A 20,095-nucleotide genomic window follows, 5' to 3' on the forward strand; every position below is an offset into this window, starting at 1 on the left:
AGGAGAGGAAGCCATGGCCCCGCCCGCCCGCCCGCCGATCGCCGTCACCGGCCTCGGCGTGGTCAGCCCCGCCGGCCACACCGTCCGGGAGTTCTGGCGAACCGTCGCCTCCGGGCGCTCCACCGCCACCGCACTGGACGACCCGGCCCTGGCCCGCCACAAGGTGCGCCTGGGCTGCCGCGTCACCGGCCTGCCCGCCGCCGGCCCGGTGCCGGCCAAGGACGCCCGCCGCCTCGACCCGTTCGCCCACTACGGCACCCTGGCCGCGCTGGCCGCCCACCGCGACGCCGGAAGCCCCGAACCGCAACCGGGACGCAGCGCGATCGTGGTCGGCAACGCGGTGGGCGGACGCACCACCAGCGACCGCGAATCCGCCCTGTACACCGGGCACGGGCCGCTGCGGGTCTCCCCGCTGATGCCGCTGGTCACCATGCCCAACGCGGCCGCCGCGCAGATCGCGATGCGCCTTTCCTGGAGCGGACCGGCGCTGACGATCGCCACGACCTGCGCCTCCAGCGCGGACGCGATCGGCCACGCCGCGCTGCTGCTGGAGAGCGGACGCGCCGACGTCGTCCTCGCCGGCGGCTGCGAGGCCACCCTCACCCCGGTCACCCTCGCCGCGTTCGGCAACCTCGGCGCGCACTCCCTGCGCAACGACGACCCCGCCCGCGCCTCCCGCCCCTTCGACACCGAACGCGACGGCTTCGTGATGGGCGAAGGCGCCGGCTTCCTCGTCCTGGAACGCCTCGCCGACGCGAACGCCCGCGGCGCCCGCCCCCACGCGCTGCTCGCCGGCTACGGCTCCACCTCGGACGCCTACCACCTGTCCAACCCGCGCCCCGACGGCGCCGGCGCCGTGGCGGCGATGCGCGCCGCCCTGGCCGACGCCGGCCTCACCCCCGCCGACATCGCCCACGTGAACGCCCACGGCACCTCCACCGTGCACAACGACCGCGCCGAAGCCGCCGCCCTGCGCACCGTGTTCGGCCCCCACGGCGTGCCGGTCACCTCCACCAAGGGCGCCATCGGCCACCTGATCGGCGCCGCCGGCGCCGTCGAGCTGATCGCCGCCATCGAGGCCATGAACACCCGCACCGTTCCTCCCACCGCCAACCACGAGAAGACCGAAGAGGGCCTGGACCTCGACGTCGTCCACACCGCCGCGCGCCCCATCCGACTGGGCCCGGTGCTGTCCAACTCGTTCGGCTTCGGCGGCCACAACGCGACCCTGGTGGTGACCCCGCTATGACCACGACCTCCCCGCCCCTGCGGCGCACCCGGCTGACCGTCACCGCACGGGACCTGGACGCCTACCGCGCCGCGGCCCGCACCGGCCTCACCGCCGCGGACCGTGCCGGGGCGTGCCCCGCGCACCCCTTCGTCGCCGCCCATGCCCTGGCCCAGCACACCGTCACCGCCCTGACCGCCGGCGACCCCGGCTTCACCGGCGTGGTCCACCTCGCCCAGGACATCCACACCCACACCCCCCTCACCCCCGGCGGCCTCGACATCGCCGTCGAGGTGAGCGCGGTGCGCCGCGAGGCCCGCGGTACCCGCCTGGCCCTGACCACCCGCCTCACCCGGGCGGACACCGGCACCCCGGTCGCCGACCTCGCCACCTCCGCCCTCCTGCTCGGCGCCACCCGCACCGAGCCGTACGGCACCCTCGCCCCCGCCGCCCACCCCGGCACCACCCCCGACGGCGCACCGCTCACCCTCACCCGCACCCTGACGGCCGCCGACACCGCCGCCTACGCGGCCGCCTCCGGCGACTTCAACCCGATCCACCTCGACGACACCGCCGCCCGCACGGCCGGCTTCCCCGGCATCATCACCCACGGCATGCACCTGGTCGCACTCGCCGCCGAGGAGATCACCGATCGCCACGCCGGCGCCGACCCCGCCCGCGTCACCGCCCTCGGCGCCCGCTTCGCCGCCCCCACCCGCCCCGGTACCGCACTGCGCCTGACCCTGCAGCCCTACGACGGCGCCACGGTGGTGCGGTTCACGATCGCCACCGACGCGGGGACCGCCGTCAAGGCCGGCTGGGCGCGGATCGCCCCGGCGGGGGAGTGAACCCGATGACCGCCCACATCGCCGGGACCGCCCACATCGCCGGGACCGCCCACATCGCCGGGACCGCCCACATCGCCGGGACCGCCCACATCGCCGGGACCGCCCACACCGCCGGGACCGCCCACACTGCCGGGACCGCCCACACTGCCGGGACCGCCCACACTGCCGGGACCGCCCACACTGCCGGGACCGCCCACACTGCCGGGACCGCCCACACCCCCGGGACCGCCCACACTGCCGGGACCGCCCACACCGCCGGGACCCCCCAGGCTGCCCCGGCGCCGCTGCCGCTGCCCGACGCGTTCACCGCCCACGCCCGGGCCCGCCCCCACGCGCCCGCCCTGCTCTGGCACGACCAGGCCACCAGCTACGGCGAACTCGCCGCCCTCGCCGAGGCCGAGCGCCGGCGCCTGAGCGCCCTGCGGCTGGCGCCGGGGGAGCCGGTGGGCCTGCTCGCCGTCAAGTCGCCCGCGGCGATCGCCCTGGTCCTGGCCTGTCTGATGGAACGCCGCCCCTTCCTGCTGCCCTCCCCGCAGCTCGCCCCCGCGCTGCTGGCCGCCCTCTTCGCCCAGGCCGGCGCCCGCCGCCTGCTCGCCCCCCTCGGCCAGGACACCCCCGCCCTGCCCGTCCTGGCCCAGGTCGCACCCGTGCCCACCCTCGCGGCCGGCACCTCCTTCATGCTCACCACCTCCGGCTCCACCGACCTGCCCAAGATCGTCCCCCTCGCGCAGAGCGCCGTCGACCGCTTCACCGCCTGGGCCCACGACACCTTCGACCTCGGCCCCGGCCGTACCGTCGCCAACTACGCGCCGCTGAACTTCGACCTCGCCCTGCTCGACGTGTGGGCCACCCTCGCCGCCGGCGGCACCTGCCTGCTCATCGACCCCGCCCACGCCCTCAGCGGCCGCCACCTGCTCACCCAGCTGACCCGCCACCGCCCGCACGTCCTGCAGGCCGTCCCCCTGGCCTACGCCCTGCTCGTCCAGGCCGCCGGCCACGCCCCCGGCCAGGCCCCCGGGCAGGGCGCCGGGCAGGGCGCCGGGCAGGGCGCGGGCGCCACGGTGCTGGACAGCGTCGAGCACGCCGTGTTCACCGGCGACGCCATCGACGCCCGCACCCTCGCCGTCCTGCCCGCCCTGCTCCCGGGCGCCGGCCTCTACAACATCTACGGCTGCACCGAGACCAACGACAGCTTCTGGCACCGCCTGGACCGCCTGGACGCCGCCGCCGCCCTGCCCGTGCCCATCGGATCCCCGCTGCCCGGGGTCCGCACCCTCATCGCCGCCCCCGACGGCACCCCCGTCAACGGCGCGGGCAGCGGCGAACTGTACGTCTCCACCCCCTTCCAGGCGGCCGGCTACCTGGACCGCTCCCGCGACACGGGCCGCTTCACCACCCAGCCCGAAGGCGCCGGCCCCGGACGGCGGTGGTTCCGCACCGGGGACCTCGTCACCCGCGACGACCAGGGCCGCGTCCACCTCACCGGCCGCGCCGACTTCCAGGTCAAGGTCCGCGGCGTCGCCGTCAACACCGCCGAGGTCGAACGCGTCCTGCTCACCCACCCCGAGGTCCTGGAAGCCGCCGTCGCCGCCGCCCCCGACCCGCTGACCGGCAAACGCCTGCACGCCGCCGTCCAGCGCACCCCCGGCTCCGCCCTCAACACCCTCACCCTGCGCGAACACCTGGCCCGCAACCTGCCACGCGCCGCCGTCCCCGAGAAACTCGCCATCCACGACGAGCCCCTCGCCAAGACCGCCACCGGCAAGGTCGACCGCAAAGCCGTCCTGCCCACCCCCTGACCACCACCCCTGTCCCATTTCCGTTACCACGCAAGGGAGTTGCCACCATGAGTAACATCGACCGGATCAAGCGGTTCCTGATCGAGGAATTCCTGCCCGACGTCACCCCCGACCAGCTCGCCGACGACCACGACCTGCTCTCCGACGGCGTCATCGACAGCCTCGGCGTCCTCAAACTCATCGCCTGGGTCGAAGACCACTTCGCCCTGCCCGTCGACGACACCGACCTGGACCCCAACAACTTCCGCTCCGTCACCGCCATCGACGCCTTCATCACCCAGCGCCGCACCGCGGCCACCGCCACGGCCGGCCGCTGACCCATGCACCCGGCCCTCACCGCACTCCTCGCCGGCCGCCCCGTCCCCCTGGACGCCTGGCGCTCGTGGTGGGACCAGCTGGAACACCGCACCCTGGGCCCGGCCCGCGACAGCGACCGGGCCCAGGCGGCGGCCCTGCTGGCCAGCCTCACCACCCGCCTGCCCGACCCGGCCACCCTCACCGCCCTCACCACCTCCCTCACCGAACGCGCCCCCCACCCCGGCCCCACCCACCCCGCCAGCGTCAACATCGTCGGCACCGGCGGCGGCCCCGCCACCTTCAACCTCTCCACCGCCGCCGCCCTCACCGCCGCCGCCATGGGCATCCCCGTCGTCAAAACCGGCTCCCGCGCCTACACCAGCGCCACCGGCTCCGTCGACCTCCTCGAACGCCTCGGCATCACCCTCACCTCCAGCCACACCGCCACCGCCGACCACCTCGCCCACCACGGCATCGCCTTCGCCGGCCCCCACGTCTACCCGCCCGCCCTCACCCGCCTCGCCCGCACCCTCTACCCCCTCACCCTCAAACCCTTCGGCCACGCCCTCAACACCCTCGGCCCCCTCATCGCCACCGTCCCCGTCACCGCCCAGCTCACCGGCGCCGGCGCCACCGCCCCCCTCGACACGCTGCGCCACCTCGCCGGCCACGTCACCGGCCGCACCCTGTGGCTGGCCCACAACAACGCCGGCGCCGACGAACTCCTGCCCTTCGCCGACAACACCCTCCACACCCCCGACGGCGCCATCCACCTGCCCGCCGGCTCCGTCGCCCCCGCCACCGGCACCCTCGCCGACCTCGCACCCCACCCCGACGACCTCACCGGCCACTTCCTGCGCGCCCTCGCCGCCCAGGCCGGCCCCACCGCGACCCACACGATCGCCCTCAACGCCGCCGCCCTCGCCCTCGCCTCCGGCCGCCACACCCACTGGGCCACCGCGTACACCGCCGCCCTGGACGCCCTCGCCGACGGCGCCCCCCGCGCCCTGGCCGAACGCCTGCGCGCCCGCCCCGGAACCCGCCCCGGAACCCCACCCGGCGCCGCCTCCGGCGCCCGCCGCCAGGAGGCAGCCGGTGTCTGAACCCCTCTTCCCCCCGGGCGAGTTGGGCCTGGCCGTCTTCCTCAACGCCGGCGACCCCGCCGCCCCCCTGGCCGACCTCGCCCTCATGCTCGACACCCACGGCGTGGACGTCCTCGAACTCGCCGTCCCCTTCCCCAACTCGCCCACCGACGGCCCCGTCATCCGCCGCTCCGCCGCCCGCGCCCTCCAGGCCGGCACCACCCTGGACACCGTCCTGGCCGAACTCGCCGACCTCACCCCGCGGTTGACCCGCCTCAAGGTCGCCCTGCTCGCCGACTGGAGCCACAGCCTGCGCCACCGCGACCCCGCCACCACCACCTCGGCCATCGCCCAGGCCGGAGCCCGCGCCCTGCTCGTCCACGCCCTGCCCCCACGCGTGCGCCCCGCCTGGCAGCACGCGATGCGCGCAACCGGCCTGCCCCAGGTCACCACCTGCTACCCCGCCTCCACCCCCCAGGTCCTCGCCGACGCCGCCCACGGCGCCACCGGCGCCTACGTCTACCTCGTCGCCCACTACGGCCGCTCCGGCACCACCCCCGCCACCGGCCACCACACGCTCGCCGACACCGTCACCGCGCTGCGCCGCGCCGCCCCCGACACCGCCGTCGCCGTCGGCTTCGGCGTCAAGACCGCCGCCGACCTGGCCGCCGTCGCCGACAGCGGCGCGGATGCGGCGATCGTCGGCTCCGCCGCCGTCGCCCGCCTGGAGCACGCCCACACCCACGGCCTCGACGCCGTGGGGGAGTTGGGCGCCTTCCTCACCGACCTCCGCCCCACCCGTCCCCCACACCCGGACGCACCCGGCGGACGCACCACCAGCACCGGCACCAGCACCGGCACCAGCACCACCACCGGCACCACCACTGGCACCACCACCGGTACCGCCCTCACACCCGCCGGCACCACCACCCGAGAGGAACACCCCGCATGCTGATCCGCGACATCGCCGACGTGAAGACCGTCGAATGGGGCAACGGCCTGTCCCGCCGCTTCCTGGTGGCCGGCGACGGCCTCGGCTACAGCCTCACCGACACCATCGTCAACGCCGGCACCAAGTCCCGCCTCGAATACCGCAACCACCTCGAGGCCTGCTACTGCATCGCCGGCTCCGGCGAGGTCGTCGACATGGACGGCAACACCCACCCCATCACCCCCGGCCGCCTCTACGCCCTCGACGAGCACGACGCCCACTACCTGATCGCCAGCCCCCACGAGGACCTGCGCCTGGTCTGCGTCTTCTCCCCGGCCCTGCGCGGCGACGAGGTCCACCAGCTCGACGCCCACTCCTCCTCCGCCTACTAGGGCCCGCCCACAGGCCCCAGGCGAGACCTTCCGTCCGCGAGGACCTCTGTTCAGACGAGCGCCGGCGCCCGACGCCGGCCTGCCACCCCGGGCCCGGTCACGGGCCCGGGAGGAAGGCGGCAACACCGTGATCCGCTGGAACGCCGACCAGAAGGCCCTGCGCGAGGGCCTGGCCCGCTTCGGCGACGACCTGAGCGCCGGCCACATCGAAGGCGACGAACAGGCCGCCTTCTCCCACGACAAGTGGCGCCTGATCCAGAAGACCGGCATCCTCGCCCTGCCCTTCGACGAACGCTACGGCGGCCTGGGCCAATCCCTGCTCACCACCATGTACGTCCTCGAAGGCCTCGGCCACGCCTGCCGCGACGGCGGCCTCAACTTCTCCGTCACCACCTCCCTCGCCTCCACCGGCGTCCCCCTGCAGGCCTTCGGCTCACCCGCCCTCAAAGAGGCCTACCTGCCGCGCATCGCCTCCGGCGAAGCCATCGGCGCCCACGCCATCACCGAATCCGACAGCGGCTCCGACGCCATGCAGATGCGCACCCGCGCCGTGCGCGACGGCGACCACTTCGTCCTCACCGGCGCCAAGACCTTCGTCTCCAACGGCCCCGTCGCCGACGTCATCGTCGTCTACGCCCGCACCCACCCCCAGGGCGGGGCGCTCGGCGTCACCGCCTTCCTCCTCGACGCCGACACCCCCGGCCTGACCTGCGGCAACCCCATCAAGAAGATGGGCCTGCGCACCTCCCCGCTGTCCGAACTCTTCCTCGACGACGTACGCGTGCCCAAGGACCGCGTCCTGGGCCGGGTCGGCGGCGGCTTCATGGTCCTGGACCACGTCATGAAACGCGAGATCCTCTACTCCTTCATCGTCAACACCGGCGAGATGCAGCACCGCCTCGCCCGCTGCCTCGACTACGCCAAGACCCGCATGTCCTTCGGCAAGCCCATCGGCTCCTACCAGTCCGTCGCCAACAAGATCGTCGACACCAAGATCCGCCTCGAGACCGCCCGCAAATGGCTCTACGACACCGCCCAGCGCCTCGAAGCCGGCGACAACGTCACCGTCGACATGGCCATCGCCAAACTCCTCACCAGCGAATCCAACCTCGCCACCTCGCTCGCCGCCGTCCAGGTCTTCGGCGGCAACGGCTACATGTCCGAGTACGGACTGGAGAAGGACGTCCGCAACGCCGTCGCCGGCACCATCTACTCCGGCAGCAACGAGATCCAGTACAACCGCATCGCCGCCATGCTCGGACTCGGCAAATGACCGCCCCCGCCGCACCACCCGCCCCCGCCGCACCGGCCGTGCCGCCCGCCGCCGCCGCGCCGGCGCCCGGGCTCACGCTGCGCCCCGGCCACCTCAAGGTGTGCGGCGCCCGCACCCGCGCCGACCTCGCCCTGCTCGCCGACACCGGCCCCACCCTGGTCGGCCTGTGGCACGGCATCCCCGGCGGCCCCGCCGACCTCACCACCGACGACCTCGCCGACCTCGCCGCCACCGCCATCCGCCTGGGCCTGGAACCCGTCCTCGTCACCTTCCTCGACGACGCCGACCACCTCGCCCGCCTCGCCCGCGCCACCGGCATCCGCTGGATCCAGCTCCACGCCTACCAGAGCCCCGCCCTCGTCGCCGACCTGCGCGAACGACTGCCCTACGCCGTCCTCGTCAAAGTCCTCCACCTCGCCAGAGGACGCTGCCTCGAACGGGCCTTCACCCCCGCCTTCGAACGCGCCGGATGCGACCTGTTCCTGCTCGACACCGTCACCGACGACGGCCGCATCGGCTCCACCGGCCAGAGCCTGGACCCCCACCACATCCACGCCCTGCTACCCCGCCTGAACACCCCCTTCCTCCTCGCCGGCGGCCTCGACACCACCAACCGCGACACCTACCGCACCGTCACCGACCACCCCCTCTACGCCGGCGCCGACATCGACACCGCCGCCCGCGACCGCACCGGCCGCCTCACCCGCGACGCCGTCACCGCCCTCACCCGCGCCTGGCACCCCCGCCTCCAGGAGGCCACCGCATGAGCCACCCCACCGGCTTCCTCGACGCCCTCCTCACCGCCGAGCGCCCCCTCATCATGGAAGTCAAACTCCGCGACCCCCACGGCACCGACCTCCTCGGCCCACGCACCGTCACCGACCTCGTCACCCGCTACGAACAGGCCGGCGCCCCCTGCCTGTCCGTCGTCACCGGCCGCTGGTTCGGCGGCACCACCCGCCTGCTGCGCGAGGTCACCGCCGCCACCACCCTGCCCGTCCTGCAAAAAGACTTCCTCACCCGCCCCGCCCAACTCGAAGCCGCCCACGCCATGGGCGCCTCCGCCGTCCTGCTCACCGCAGCCCTGCTGCCCGCCACCTCCCTACGCCGCCTCGTCACCTGCGCCCTCGGCCTGGGCCTGACCCCCTTCGTCGAGATCACCCACGACCACGAACTCGACCACCTGCCCCACACCGACCAGTGCGTCATCGCCGTCAACAACAAGGACATCCGCACCCGCGAACGCGACCCCGGCGACCTCGAGCGCAGCCTGCGCCTGCTACCCGCCGTCCGCGCCGCCGGCTGCCGCGCCCCCGTCTCCGCCTCCGCCATCACCGACCCCGACACCGCCGCCCGCCTCCTCGACGCCGGCTACGCCGCACTCCTGGTCGGCACCGCCCTGCTGCGCACCGACGACATCGACACCTGGCTCACCACCCTCGACGCCGCCCGCGCCGGGGCCGCCGCATGAGCACCCACCCGCCGCGCACCCGCACCCGCACCCGCTCCCTCGTCCTGGACGCCGACGGCATCCCCCTGTCCGCCCTGGTCGCCGAACCCGAACACGGCGAACCCAAAGCCGTCATCCTCGCCATCCACGGCCGCGGCATGCGCGCCGCCTACTTCGCCGGCCCCGCCCACCCCGACACCAGCCTGCTCACCCTCGCCGCCGACCTCGGCTACACCGTCCTGGCCCTCGACCGCCCCGGCCACGGCGCCTCCGCCCACCGCCTCCCGCACGGCCAGCTCATCGCCGACCAGGCCGCCACCCTCCACGCCGCCCTCACCGACTACGCCCGCGCCCACCCCACCGGCGCCGGCGTCCAACTCCTCGCCCACTCCTTCGGCGGCAAGATCGCCCTGACCCTCGCCGCCCACTGGCCCCACCACCCCCGCCTGCCCCTGCTCGGCGCCGACCTCAACGGCCTCGCCCAGCACTACACCCCCGGCGCGTGGGAGCGCCCCGACGACCTCGCCGGCGGCGGCCGCCTCAACTGGGGCCCCCTGGGCCTCTACCCGCCCGGCACCTTCCACGCCGCCCGCACCCTGCTCACCCCCGTCCCCGCCCTCGAATCCCGCGAACTCGCCGACTGGCCCGCCCGCTACAGCGCCCTCGCCGCCCGCGTCCGGGTCCCGGTGCGCCTGACCCTGGCCGAACACGAGCACTGGTGGCGCCTGGATCCGGCCGCCCGCACCGCACTGACCGCCGCCTTCCCCCACGGCCTGGCCCGCCTGGTCACCGCCCACGGCGCCGGCCACAACCTCTCCCTCGGCCACGCCGCCCGCCCCTACCACCTGCGCGCCCTCGCCTTCACCGACGACTGCCGCACCCGCCCCGCCCCGGCCCCCGCCCTCGCCCTCGCCGCCGTCTGACCGGCCGCCGGGAACGGCCGGCGCGGCCACAAGGTTCACCCCAACGCCCGCCAACTCCCGCACAGGACAAGAAAAACGCCTTCCCGGACACGGCCGGTCCGCACACGGACCGCCTGCGGCACCAGAAGTTGATCAAGCATCAGCCCTGCGCAAGGATGGGCACCCAAGGCCCGTGCGGACGACCGCCGGCCCTACGCCACGGCCGTCCCCTGCCCTGGCCCTGCCCTGCCCGTCCCACCCCGCCGGAGGCCTCCGTGAACAAGACCGCAACCGCGCTCGCCACCCTCGCCCTGCTCGCCACCACCGCACTGGCCGCCACCCCCGCGCAGGCCGGCGACCTCCCCCAGGTCTGCACCAGCAAACTCGGCTTCGACAACGGCAGCTTCTACTGCGGCGGCGCCTACGGCGACGGCGAGAGCCCCTGGCTGCTGCGCACCGGCGAGTGGGTGGACTTCGTGATCGGCCTCGACCACGCCGTCTGGTTCCGCACCACCCACAGCGACTGGAACTCGCTGGGCGGCTACTTCACCGGCAAGGTGACGTTCAGCAAGAAGCTCGACGACCTCGACTTCACCATCAACGCCCTGGGTTCCGACGGCGTGACGACGTGGTCCCGCGACCGCACCAAGAAGGGCTTCATCACCCCCTGGTACGTCAAGAACTGAGGCCCCTTCGGCCGGGAGGCCCCCGACCGGCGCCCGCCCGCCCGGCCCCGCCCCGGCGGGGCAGCGGGCACCCCCGCCCACCCGCACCGTCAGAAGGAGCCGTCACCTCCGATCCGTGGACCGATCGCTCTGCGCCAGACCATGGACGAGCCGCGGCTGCGCGGCGCGCGCGGGCAGCGTCCGCCCAGGGCGCGCAGGACGCCGAGGGCGCCCAGGACGCCGAGGGCCCCGACGCCCCGGGTGGCGGGGCGGCGGGGCTTCGTGGGGGTCCGGCCGGCGCTCCGCGGTGACAGTGCCGTCCGTGTGTCCGTGCGGCCGGCGGTCAGGCCTTCCGGATGGAGTAGGCGACGCCGCTGCCGTAGCAGTTGCTGCTGGGGTAGTAGCTGCTGACGACCCACCCGGCGGGGAGCGGGGAGAAGGAGCACACGACGGCGGAGGTCTGTGTGGTGATCTTGAAGAGGGTGTAGGCGACGCCGGTGCCGACGCAGTTGCCGCTGCTGTACGAGCTGGTGACGACCCACCCGGCCGGGACCGGGGTCATGGAGCACGCGCCGGCGCTGGTGTCGTTGGCCGTGTTGTGGAGGGTGTAGGCGACGCCGGTGCCGGCGCAGTTGCCGCTGCTGTACGAGCTGCTGATCACCCACCCGGTCGGGATCGGCGACATGGAGCACACGCCGACGTTGGTGTCGTTGGCCACGTTGTGGAAGCCGTAGGCGATGCCGCTGCCCGCGCAGTTGCCGGTGCTGTACGAGCTGGTCACCACCCACCCGGCCGGCTTGGGGGAGAAGGAGCAGATGGCGAGGTTGGTCTGCCCGGCCGTGTCGGTGATCGTGTACGAGACGCCGGAGCCGGGACAGCCCCAGCTGCTGTACGAACTGGTGACGACCCACCCGGCCGGGACGGGGGAGAAGGAGCAGATGGTCGTGCTGCCGGCGAGCCGCTGCGGGGCCGCCTGCGCCTGCGCGCTCGCGGCGGTCATCATGCCCAGGAGCAGCAGCACGACCGTCACCAGGTGCGAGGTGTGGGTCCGTAAGGTCTTCATGGCAGGCCTCGTATCTCTCGACAACGCTCTACGACCGGTTTTGTGCGGGCAACGTGAACGATTGGCACACGTTTCGTTCACGCCGGCTGAGATGTTGTCAGAGATCCTCCGGCGGCGCCAGAGTGCCCCGGGCGGCACTTCCGCCCCGGCCGCCGAAGGCCCCGCCGCCCCGGGCGGCGGGGGCGGCGCGAAACCCGCCGGACCGTCCCCCCGCAGAAGACGAGCAGCCCGCTCGGCGCCCGCTTCGTCCCCGTCCGCGGCATCCCCGACGTCATGGCACCCGCAGGCCGCCCGCGTCCTCGAAGCGCTCGCGGGCCGCGCGCGCCCGGGTCCCCCGTGCGCCCTCGACGGATAGCTCTCACTGAGAGCTAAAATGAGGGTATGACCGCGACGCAGCTCGCACCGCTCGATGTCGCGCCGGCCGACGAGCTGTCCGCCCTCCTCGTCGGGATCCAGCGCATGGTCCGCCGGCGCCTGCGCGCCACGATGGAACAGCCGCGGCTGCGCGGGGCGCAGGTGGAACTGCTGCACCTGGTGACGGACAGCCCCGGACTGCGGGTCTCGGACGCCGCCGAGGAGCTGTGCCTGGCCGGGAACTCCGTGTCCACCCTGGTCAACCAGCTCGCCGCGCAGGGCCTGCTGCGCCGGGAGGTGGACCCCGCCGACCGCCGGGCCGCGCTGCTGTACGTCACGGACGCGGCCGTGGAGCGGATCGAGGCCTGGCGCCGGCGCCGGCGCGCGCTGATGGAGGAGGCCGTGGCCGGCCTGCCCGCCGACCGGCAGCAGGCCCTGGCCGAGGCGCTGCCCGCGCTGCGGCAGGTCGCGCAGGCCCTGCGCGACCTGCCGGGGGAGCAGGGGCGATGAGCGAGCAGGCGCAGGCGGTGGTGTGCCGGGGACTGGAGTACGTCTTCCGGCACGGGCACGGCAAGGGCCACGAGACCCGGGCCGTGGACGGCATCGACCTCACCGTCCGCACCGGCGAAGTGTTCGGCCTGCTCGGACCCAACGGCGCGGGCAAGACCACCACCATCCGCGCGATCACCACCCTGCTGCCCGTCGGCGCCGGCATGGTGCGCGTCTTCGGCCACGACGCCACCCGCCGCCCCATGGAGGTACGGCGCCTGCTCGGCTACGTTCCCCAGCAGCTGTCCGCCGAGTCCGGGCTGACCGGGCGGGAGAACGTCGCCCTGTTCGCCCGCGTCTTCGACGTCCCGCGCGCCGAACGCGCCGAACGCGTCGCCCAGGCACTGGCGGCCGTCGACCTCACCGAGGCCGCCGACCGGATGGCCGCCACCTACTCCGGCGGCATGGTGCGCCGCCTCGAACTCGCCCAGGCCCTGGTCAGCGCCCCGCGCCTGCTGGTGATGGACGAACCCACCATCGGCCTGGACCCGATCGCCCGCACCGGCGTGTGGGAACGCGTGGACACCGTCCGCAAGGCCACCGGCATGACCGTCCTGGTCACCACCCACTACATGGACGAGGCCGACCGCCACTGCGACCGCATCGCCCTCATGGACCGCGGCCGCATCCGGGCACTGGGCACCCCCGCCGAACTCAAGGACCGGGTCCGCCGCGAGGACCCCGGCCCGCACACGCCGGGCCACGACGCCCCCACCCTCGACGACGTGTTCCGCCACTTCGCCGGCCGCGACCTGGCCGACGCCACGGAAGGAGACTTCGGCGATGTCCGCCGTACCCGCCGCACCGCAGGCCGCGTCGGCTGAACCCCCCGCCGCCGGCCCCGACCTCTCCCTGCTGCTGGTACCCCCGCGCGCCCGCACCGGCTGGCGCCTGGTACCCGCCCGCATCACCGCGATGTGCGCGGTCGAACTGCAGAAACTGCGCCACGACCGCACCGAGCTGTACACCCGGGCGATCCAACCCGCCCTGTGGCTGCTGGTCTTCGGCCAGACCTTCACCCGCCTCAAGGCCATCCCCACCGGCGGCATCCCCTACCTGGACTACCTCGCCCCCGGCATCATCGCCCAGTCCGCGATGTTCATCGCGATCTTCTACGGCATCATGATCATCTGGGAGCGGGACTCCGGCGTCCTCACCAAACTGCTGGTCACCCCCACCCCGCGCGCCGCCCTGGTGACCGGCAAGGCCTTCGCCGCCGGCGTCAAGGCCGTCCTGCAGGCCGTCGTCGTCGTGCTGATCGCCGCCGCCCTCGGCGTCGCCATGACCTGGAACCCGCTGCGCCTGCTGGGGGTGGTGGCGGCGGTGCTGCTCGGCTCTGCGTTCTTCTCCTGCCTGTCGATGGCGATCGCCGGGATCGTGCTCACCCGCGACCGGCTGATGGGCATCGGCCAGGCCATCACCATGCCGCTGTTCTTCGCTTCCAACGCCCTCTACCCGGTGGCCCTGATGCCGGGCTGGCTGCAGGCCGTCAGCAAGGCCAACCCGCTCAGCTACCAGGTCGACGCCCTGCGCGGCCTGCTCATCGGCACCCCCTCCCACCTGCCGCTGGACTTCGCCGTCCTCACCGCCGCCACCCTGGCGGGCATCGCCGCCGCCTCCGCGCTGCTGGGCCGCCTGGCCCGCTAGGTACGGAGGGTGCCGGGCGCGGGAAGCCGGACCACCCGACTCCCCGCACCCGGCCCCCCGCGGCCCGTCAGAGCCTGGACTGGCCGCCGTTGAGTTCGACGAAGCCGAGGGCGGCCACCAGCTCGGTCAGCGTCCACACGATGTGGCCCAGGACCGTGATCTGCCGACTCTCGCCCCGCACCCCCACCGCGTTCGCGAAGTCCGAGATCCGGCCCCACTGGTTCTCCAGGTCGGCGTTGGCGCCGCCCAGCGGGTGGTGGGTCCAGTCCCGGATGTTGGTGCGGATGTTGTCGAAGATCGGGGCGAACCGCGAGGCCTCGGAGAAGAGCTGGATCGCGATCAGCAGGGCCCGCCCGACGTTGTCGTTGTACTCCGTCGCCCGGTGGAGCGTCTGCATGGCGTTGTAGATCGTCTCGGGTTCGAGGACCAGGTTCTCCCGGTTGTTGCCGCCGGGCAGCGCGGTGTAGTTCCCGGTGTTCGGCATGATGCGCGCGTTGCGGATTTCGAGCGCGTCCTGGAACTGCTGCGTACGGCCGTCGGCGAACACGAAGTGCTGGTTGGCGACCGGGGAGTAGAAGCCGGCCACGTACAGGTTGTCCGACCACAGGTAGACGGAGGCGAGCTGGTCGTTGCCGTCCATCACCCGGACCTGGATCAGGTGCCGCTCGGTGGTGGTCTGCCGCAGCCGCGGGACGCTGGTGTCATTCCCGTAGCTGTTGCGGTGGATGAAGTCGATGACGTTCCAGTAGTTCTGGGCGTGCTGCGCACCCCGGCTGGTGATGTTCGAGACGTTCCAGTCGGTCACCTTGTAGTCGGTGGCGTGCGCCGGGGAGCCCAGCGCGGCGACCAGGCCCGCGGCCATGGCCGTCGACAGCAGCGCGGACCAGATTTTCTTCAGCAATTGCTTTCCAGTTCCTGAACGGCCGCCAGTTCTCCTCCGGCGGTGGTGTTCAGGACGCTACGGCGAACGCCTGCGCCCGGTTTTCCGTTCCGCGCACCGGCCGTGGCCGCTGCGCGTACCGGGCGGCCGCCCCGGCAGGCCGGGCGCCTACCGGGGGCGCAGGCCCTGCACGGTGAGGTCGAGCAGGCGGCGCCACGGGCCGCTGCCGGTGCGCACGGTGGCCGAGATCGCGCCGACCAGGAGGTGGACGTCGGCGACGGTGGCGTCGGCGCGGATCGTGCCTCCGCGGCGGGCGCGATCGATCAACACCGCGACGGCTTCCTCGAGTTCGGCGCGGGTACGGCCCAGCGGCGCGGAGCCGGGGGTGCCGCGCAGCGCCTCGACGGCGGCGGACAGGCCGCGGTCGCTCTCCAGGACCTCGCCGACGTGGTGCAGGTAGCCAAGGACGGGGTCGGGGCCGCCGTCGTCGGCCAGGGCGCGGGCGAAGGCGAGGATCCCCGCGAAGCGGTCCTCGGCCGCGGCCTCGACGAGGGCCTCCCGGGTGGGGAAGTGGCGGTAGACGGTCCCCATGCCGACCCCGGCCGCCCGTGCCACGTCCGGTAGTTGCACCTGGTCGCCGCGTTCGGTGAACAGCGCGCGTGCCGCGGCGAGCAGCCGGGCCCGGTTGCGGGCCACATCGGCGCGCGGGCGCCGCTCACCGCCGCCGCTGGTCCCGCCGTCGGTCGGCGCCCCGGCCGCCCCGCCTTCGCCGCCGGCTTCGCTCCCGTCGGCCGATCGCGTTGACACCGTACGCGCTCCTTCCTAGCATCGAAACGGAACCGGAATCCGCTTCCGGATCAGTATAGGGGGTGGGTGCGCCATGCGCCCAGCCCGCGATGCGCCGCGCCCGGCCACACACGCGGCCCACACCCGAGGGGGAGTCAACTCCATGAACAGCGAACGATTCTTCGTCCTCCAGCCCACCGAGAACCGGCAGGTCGGCGTCCCACTGCCGCCCGGTTTCGGCATCAAGGCCACCACCGCCGACACCGAGGGCCGGGCCGCCGTCCTGGTCAACCAGCTGGACATCGACGTCCCGCTCCACGTGCACGAGCGGATGGACGAGTTCGTCTACGTGCTCGAGGGCGCCATGGAGATCGACTACGACGGCCGCACCCACCGTCTGGAGACCGGCATGTGCGCCCTGCTGCCGCACGGCGTCCCGCACGCCATGCGCAACGCCTCCCAGCCCCCCGCCCGCTGCCTGCAGGTCTCCACCCCCGGCGGCTGGGACCAGTACCTCGCCGACGTCTTCGCCGCCGGCCCCGCCCTGCGCACCCCCGACGGCCGCATGGACCTGGCCAAGGTCAACGGGATCGGCGCGCAGTACGGCATGCGCTACGTCCCCGCGACCATGGCGATGCCCGACCGGGAAGGCCGGGAAGACCACGAAGGCCAGGAAGGCCGGGAGGGCCGGGAAGGCCGGGAAGACTAGGAGCCCGTCTCGAACGGGCCCGGCACCCCCGGCGAAAGGCCGAAACAGGGGCGCGCGCGGAGCCGGGCGCCGACCGGCTCCGCGCGCGCGGGGGAGGGGGCGGGTCAGGCGGCGGCCCGCTGGTGGGCACGGACGCTGGTGACCAGCTGGTCACGGATCCGGGCCGGGACCTCGGGCGCGAAACGGGCCAGGTAGTGGTTCAGATGGGCCTCGTCACCGGTCAGGAACGGCAGGTCGAAGACCAGCAGCTTGCGCACCGCCAGCAGCGGCACCGGCGCGCGCAGCGGCCGGAACGACCGGTTCCACAGGCCCGGCTCCTCACACCCCGGGTGGAACTGCCCGATCATCAGGCCCTGTTCGACGAACTCGTCCTTGGCCTTGCGCTGCGCCTCGTCCAGCACGCAGGAGGCCCGGTCCAGGCCGGGCAGCACCAGCAGCACGGTCAGCAGCTCGCGGTCCGACTCCTCGCTCAGCTCGGCGAGCAACTCCTCGTAGCGGGCGCGCAGTTCACCCACCAGCGCCGGCAGGTCGCCGCCGCTGTCGCCGTCGCCGCCGTCGCTGCCGTCGGGGACGGCGATGTGGAACAGGCCGCGGCGCAGCGAGGGCTGGGTGTAGGGGCAGACGGGGCCGCTGCGGCCGAGGTCGGGGTGGGCGGTGGTGAGGAAGCGGCGGGCCCAGGCGAGGACCTCGACGGCCTCGGGGTGGGCCGCGGCCCCTCCCGCGTCGATGCGCTCGGCGCTGAACAGGCGCAGGGCGCCGGCGGTGGCGGTGGCGGGCGCGGTCACCGGGGCCCCCGCCACATCGGGGCCAGGCGGGGCCCGCCGCCGGGCAGGGCGATGGCCTCGCCGAAGCGGGTGAAGCCGTGGGTGGCGCACAGGTGGGCGCCGCCCACGGAGCTGGTCTCGGCGTAGGCGGCCTGGCCGTCGGCGTCGACCTGAGCCAGGACGGCGTTCAGCATCGCCTCGGCGGCGCCGGCGGTGCGGGCGTCGGGGCGCACCCCGACGAACGCGAGGTAGTGGTGGGGGCGGTGGCGCGGGTGGCGGCGCGTCTGCAGGTGGGTGATGGCGGCCAGGCGCCGGGCGGACTCGCCGTGGTGCCCGGCGTCGATGGCCTCGGTCAGGGCGCGGGTGGCGGCGCCGTCGGCGCGGCCCGGGTCCTCCCACACGCCCGGGGGCAGGAACAGCAGCGCCCCCAGCAGCCGCCCGTACGCGGTGTCCTCGTGGGCGACCACGACGCCGTCGTGGGCCAGGCACTGCTCCAGGTGGACGCGGAAGAAGGCGGGCAGCACCCGCGCGCGGTGGTCGGGGTCGGGGAAGGCCCAGAGCATCAGCGCGTCGTCGGCGAAGGCGTCGGCGAGCAGCCGGGCCAGGGCGGTCGCCTCGTCGGGGCGGGCCCGGCGTACGGCGGCGCGGACGGCGGGCCGCCGGGCGGTGGCGGTGGCGGTGGCGGTGGTCAACGGACACTCTCCTCGGGCGAGGCGACGGACGAGGGGGCGGGTGTGGGGGCGGGTGTGGGGGCGGACGGGCGGGCAGGCGGTTCTGCGTACGAGGGGGCGGGCGGTTCGACGGCTTCGGCGGCGGCTTCGGCGGCCAGCGCGGCGACGCGCGCGTGCAGGCGCGGCAGCCACGCCTCCGCCTCGGGCTTGATCAGCACGCTGCGCAGCACCCGGGCGCTCTCGGCGTCGGCGGTGACGTCCGGGTGGCGGCGGGTGAAGTCGGCGGCGTCCACGCGCAGCACGCTCAGGTACACGGGGTCGTGCTCGTCGGCCGTGCCCCGGCGCAGGACGCGCTCGCTCGCGGCGTCGATCGCGGACAGCGCGGGCGGGGCGGGCGGCGCGGGCGGGGCGTTCGGGGTGGGGAAGTAGGTGACGATGTCCAGCTGCGGCCGCTGGTGCAGCGTCAGTTCGCCACTGGCCTCGATCAGGTCGGCCCAGGCCAGGGCGGTGCGCCGGCCCGCGGCCAGTCCGGCGCCCAGTCCGTCCGGGGTGAGCGGCAGCAGTTGCAGGGTCAGCCACAGGGCGGCGGCCGAGGCGCCGGCGCGCGAGCACTCCAGGCTGATCTCGCCCAGGTGCAGTTCGGCGTCGGTGAAGTAGGTGTACGGGGAGTCGTGGGCGAAGTGCCGGCCGATGGCGGGGTCGGCGAACAGCACCGCGCCGCAGCCGTAGGGCTGCAGGCCGTGCTTGTGCGGGTCGACGGTCACCGAGTCGCAGCCGGCGATCGCCCGCCACGGCGCCGGGTCGATGCGAAGCTCCGCCGCCCGCGCGTCGTCGGCGGCCAGCACCGCGAAGAACCCGCCGTAGGCGGCGTCCACGTGCACCCGCGCCCCGTACCGGCGCGCCAGCGCCAGCACCTCGTGCACCGGGTCGACCGCGCCGAGCCCGGTGGTGCCGCAGGTGACGACGACCGTGCCCACCCGCCCGGTGCGCAGCAGCTCCTCCAGCGCGCCCGCGTCCATGCGCCCCTGGGCGTCGGCGGCGACCGCGTACCCGTCGACGCCCAGCACGTGGCACATCCGGCTGTGCGTGTAGTGCGCCTGCGCGCTGTAGGCGACGCCCCGGCCGGGGTGGCTCTGGCGCGCCACGTACAGCGCCTCCAGGTTGGCGATGGTGCCGCTGCTGGTCAGGTGGCCCACGTGCGCGGGCAGGCCGAACATCGCGGCGAGCTGGGCCACGCACTCGCGTTCCATGTCGTTGGTGGCCGGCCCGCCCTCGTAGGCGTGGTTGTTGGGGTTGAAGCGCATCGCCGTCAGGTAGCCGACCAGCGCCGCCGGGTGCGGGGGCTTGACCATCTGCCCGGCGTAACGCGGGTGGAAGAACGGGTAGTTGTGCTCCAGGCGCTTGGCGAAGCGCTCGAACGCGACGGCGAAGTCCGCCTCGTCCACCAGGTGCGAGGGGTGCGCGGCGAAAGGCCCGAACCGCTCCCCCCACCGTTCGGCCACCTCGGCCGCCCTCGGCAGCCAGTACCGCAGGTCCACGCTGGGGCCCTTCCCTTCGAGTCCTTCGAGTCCTCCGCGAGCCGAGTGCTGCGCGAGCCGAGTGCTCCGTGAGCCGAGTGCTCCGTGAGTGCTTGCCGAGTGCTCCGCGAGCCGAGTGCTCCGAGTGCGAGCCGAGCGTGCCGCGAGCCCACCGGGCCCGGGGCTGCCCCGCCTCGCGAGCGTTCCTCGAGTGCGTCCCGAGCCACGGTCGTGGCGCCGCGCAAGCCGCCCGCAACACCCGCAGCTCACCGCCGCCGCACCCCGAAA

General features: G+C 74.4%; 22 protein-coding genes. 16 read left to right on the top strand and 6 right to left on the bottom strand.

Features of this window, described 5'->3' with window-relative positions; translation table 11 throughout:
• Positions 1-13: 13 nt before the first annotated feature.
• The 12 genes from ACZ52R_RS09730 to ACZ52R_RS09785 all read left to right on the top strand — a co-directional run bounded on the left by ACZ52R_RS09730 (position 14) and on the right by ACZ52R_RS09785 (position 10,888).
• Positions 14-1,249 (top strand): beta-ketoacyl-[acyl-carrier-protein] synthase family protein, encoded by a 1,236-nt coding sequence (locus tag ACZ52R_RS09730; protein ID WP_360508479.1) that lies wholly within the window; start codon positions 14-16, stop codon positions 1,247-1,249.
• On the top strand, positions 1,246-2,076 hold the full coding sequence (locus ACZ52R_RS09735; protein ID WP_465614959.1) for a MaoC/PaaZ C-terminal domain-containing protein: 831 nt from the start codon (positions 1,246-1,248) through the stop codon (positions 2,074-2,076). The genes ACZ52R_RS09730 and ACZ52R_RS09735 overlap by 4 nt, the downstream gene beginning before the upstream one ends.
• Positions 2,077-2,081: 5 nt before the next feature.
• Entirely contained in the window at positions 2,082-3,875 is a 1,794-nt protein-coding gene (locus tag ACZ52R_RS09740; protein WP_465753260.1) for an AMP-binding protein, read from the top strand.
• A 47-nt stretch (positions 3,876-3,922) separates the two neighbouring features.
• Positions 3,923-4,192, top strand: a complete 270-nt coding sequence (locus ACZ52R_RS09745; RefSeq protein WP_360508470.1) for an acyl carrier protein — start codon at positions 3,923-3,925, stop codon at positions 4,190-4,192.
• A gap of 3 nt (positions 4,193-4,195) precedes the next feature.
• Positions 4,196-5,275 (top strand): hypothetical protein, encoded by a 1,080-nt coding sequence (locus ACZ52R_RS09750; RefSeq protein ID WP_465753261.1) that lies wholly within the window; start codon positions 4,196-4,198, stop codon positions 5,273-5,275.
• Positions 5,268-6,209 (top strand): tryptophan synthase subunit alpha, encoded by a 942-nt coding sequence (gene trpA / locus ACZ52R_RS09755; RefSeq protein ID WP_465753262.1) that lies wholly within the window; start codon positions 5,268-5,270, stop codon positions 6,207-6,209. Before ACZ52R_RS09750 ends, trpA begins: the two co-directional genes overlap by 8 nt.
• Positions 6,203-6,577: an ectoine synthase gene (locus ACZ52R_RS09760; protein ID WP_360508461.1), complete on the top strand. Its 375-nt coding sequence runs from the start codon at positions 6,203-6,205 to the stop codon at positions 6,575-6,577. The genes trpA and ACZ52R_RS09760 overlap by 7 nt, the downstream gene beginning before the upstream one ends.
• Before the next feature lie 127 nt (positions 6,578-6,704).
• Positions 6,705-7,850 (top strand): acyl-CoA dehydrogenase family protein, encoded by a 1,146-nt coding sequence (locus tag ACZ52R_RS09765; protein ID WP_360508458.1) that lies wholly within the window; start codon positions 6,705-6,707, stop codon positions 7,848-7,850.
• Positions 7,847-8,617, top strand: coding sequence for a phosphoribosylanthranilate isomerase (locus ACZ52R_RS09770; protein WP_465753263.1), 771 nt, complete (start codon positions 7,847-7,849; stop codon positions 8,615-8,617). The genes ACZ52R_RS09765 and ACZ52R_RS09770 overlap by 4 nt, the downstream gene beginning before the upstream one ends.
• Positions 8,614-9,321: a beta/alpha barrel domain-containing protein gene (locus tag ACZ52R_RS09775; RefSeq protein ID WP_465660576.1), complete on the top strand. Its 708-nt coding sequence runs from the start codon at positions 8,614-8,616 to the stop codon at positions 9,319-9,321. Before ACZ52R_RS09770 ends, ACZ52R_RS09775 begins: the two co-directional genes overlap by 4 nt.
• The gene (locus ACZ52R_RS09780) at positions 9,318-10,223 is read left to right on the top strand and encodes an alpha/beta hydrolase (protein WP_465753264.1); all 906 of its coding nucleotides are present in this window, start codon (positions 9,318-9,320) and stop codon (positions 10,221-10,223) included. The genes ACZ52R_RS09775 and ACZ52R_RS09780 overlap by 4 nt, the downstream gene beginning before the upstream one ends.
• Before the next feature lie 254 nt (positions 10,224-10,477).
• The gene (locus tag ACZ52R_RS09785) at positions 10,478-10,888 is read left to right on the top strand and encodes a hypothetical protein (protein ID WP_465614966.1); all 411 of its coding nucleotides are present in this window, start codon (positions 10,478-10,480) and stop codon (positions 10,886-10,888) included.
• A gap of 322 nt (positions 10,889-11,210) precedes the next feature.
• Here the strand turns inward: ACZ52R_RS09785 and ACZ52R_RS09790 are convergent, their stop codons facing one another.
• Complete coding sequence (locus tag ACZ52R_RS09790; protein ID WP_465753265.1) at positions 11,211-11,930, bottom strand: hypothetical protein; 720 nt, start codon at positions 11,928-11,930, stop codon at positions 11,211-11,213.
• Positions 11,931-12,311: 381 nt separating this feature from the next.
• Here ACZ52R_RS09790 and ACZ52R_RS09795 point away from each other — a divergent pair, with 381 nt between their 5' ends.
• From ACZ52R_RS09795 to ACZ52R_RS09805, 3 genes are read left to right on the top strand one after another with little or no spacing between them, the layout of a single operon-like run.
• A complete protein-coding gene (locus tag ACZ52R_RS09795) occupies positions 12,312-12,794 on the top strand; it encodes a MarR family winged helix-turn-helix transcriptional regulator (protein ID WP_465614968.1) in 483 nt (160 codons plus the stop codon).
• Positions 12,791-13,657: an ATP-binding cassette domain-containing protein gene (locus ACZ52R_RS09800; protein WP_465753266.1), complete on the top strand. Its 867-nt coding sequence runs from the start codon at positions 12,791-12,793 to the stop codon at positions 13,655-13,657. The genes ACZ52R_RS09795 and ACZ52R_RS09800 overlap by 4 nt, the downstream gene beginning before the upstream one ends.
• Positions 13,617-14,480, top strand: a complete 864-nt coding sequence (locus ACZ52R_RS09805) for an ABC transporter permease (protein ID WP_360509381.1) — start codon at positions 13,617-13,619, stop codon at positions 14,478-14,480. Before ACZ52R_RS09800 ends, ACZ52R_RS09805 begins: the two co-directional genes overlap by 41 nt.
• 67 nt (positions 14,481-14,547) lie before the next feature.
• Here ACZ52R_RS09805 and ACZ52R_RS09810 read toward each other — a convergent pair whose 3' ends face one another.
• Positions 14,548-15,381 (bottom strand): ribosome-inactivating family protein, encoded by an 834-nt coding sequence (locus ACZ52R_RS09810; protein WP_465614970.1) that lies wholly within the window; start codon positions 15,379-15,381, stop codon positions 14,548-14,550.
• A gap of 147 nt (positions 15,382-15,528) precedes the next feature.
• On the bottom strand, positions 15,529-16,167 hold the full coding sequence (locus tag ACZ52R_RS09815; protein WP_465753267.1) for a TetR/AcrR family transcriptional regulator: 639 nt from the start codon (positions 16,165-16,167) through the stop codon (positions 15,529-15,531).
• Between the two features lie 142 nt (positions 16,168-16,309).
• On the opposite strand from ACZ52R_RS09815, the gene ACZ52R_RS09820 reads away from it, so the two are divergent.
• Positions 16,310-16,855, top strand: a complete 546-nt coding sequence (locus tag ACZ52R_RS09820; protein ID WP_465753268.1) for a cupin domain-containing protein — start codon at positions 16,310-16,312, stop codon at positions 16,853-16,855.
• Positions 16,856-16,959: 104 nt separating this feature from the next.
• On the opposite strand, the gene ACZ52R_RS09825 is transcribed toward ACZ52R_RS09820, so the two are convergent.
• The 3 genes from ACZ52R_RS09825 to ACZ52R_RS09835 are packed head-to-tail and all read right to left on the bottom strand — an operon-like array spanning position 16,960 to position 19,828.
• Positions 16,960-17,640, bottom strand: a complete 681-nt coding sequence (locus ACZ52R_RS09825) for a DUF6875 domain-containing protein (protein WP_465614973.1) — start codon at positions 17,638-17,640, stop codon at positions 16,960-16,962.
• Positions 17,637-18,311, bottom strand: a complete 675-nt coding sequence (locus tag ACZ52R_RS09830; protein WP_465614974.1) for a hypothetical protein — start codon at positions 18,309-18,311, stop codon at positions 17,637-17,639. Before ACZ52R_RS09830 ends, ACZ52R_RS09825 begins: the two co-directional genes overlap by 4 nt.
• The gene (locus ACZ52R_RS09835; RefSeq protein ID WP_465614975.1) at positions 18,308-19,828 is read right to left on the bottom strand and encodes a pyridoxal phosphate-dependent decarboxylase family protein; all 1,521 of its coding nucleotides are present in this window, start codon (positions 19,826-19,828) and stop codon (positions 18,308-18,310) included. Before ACZ52R_RS09835 ends, ACZ52R_RS09830 begins: the two co-directional genes overlap by 4 nt.
• Between the last annotated feature and the right edge of the window lie 267 nt (positions 19,829-20,095).

Source organism: Kitasatospora sp. NPDC034023, assembly GCF_055575795.1.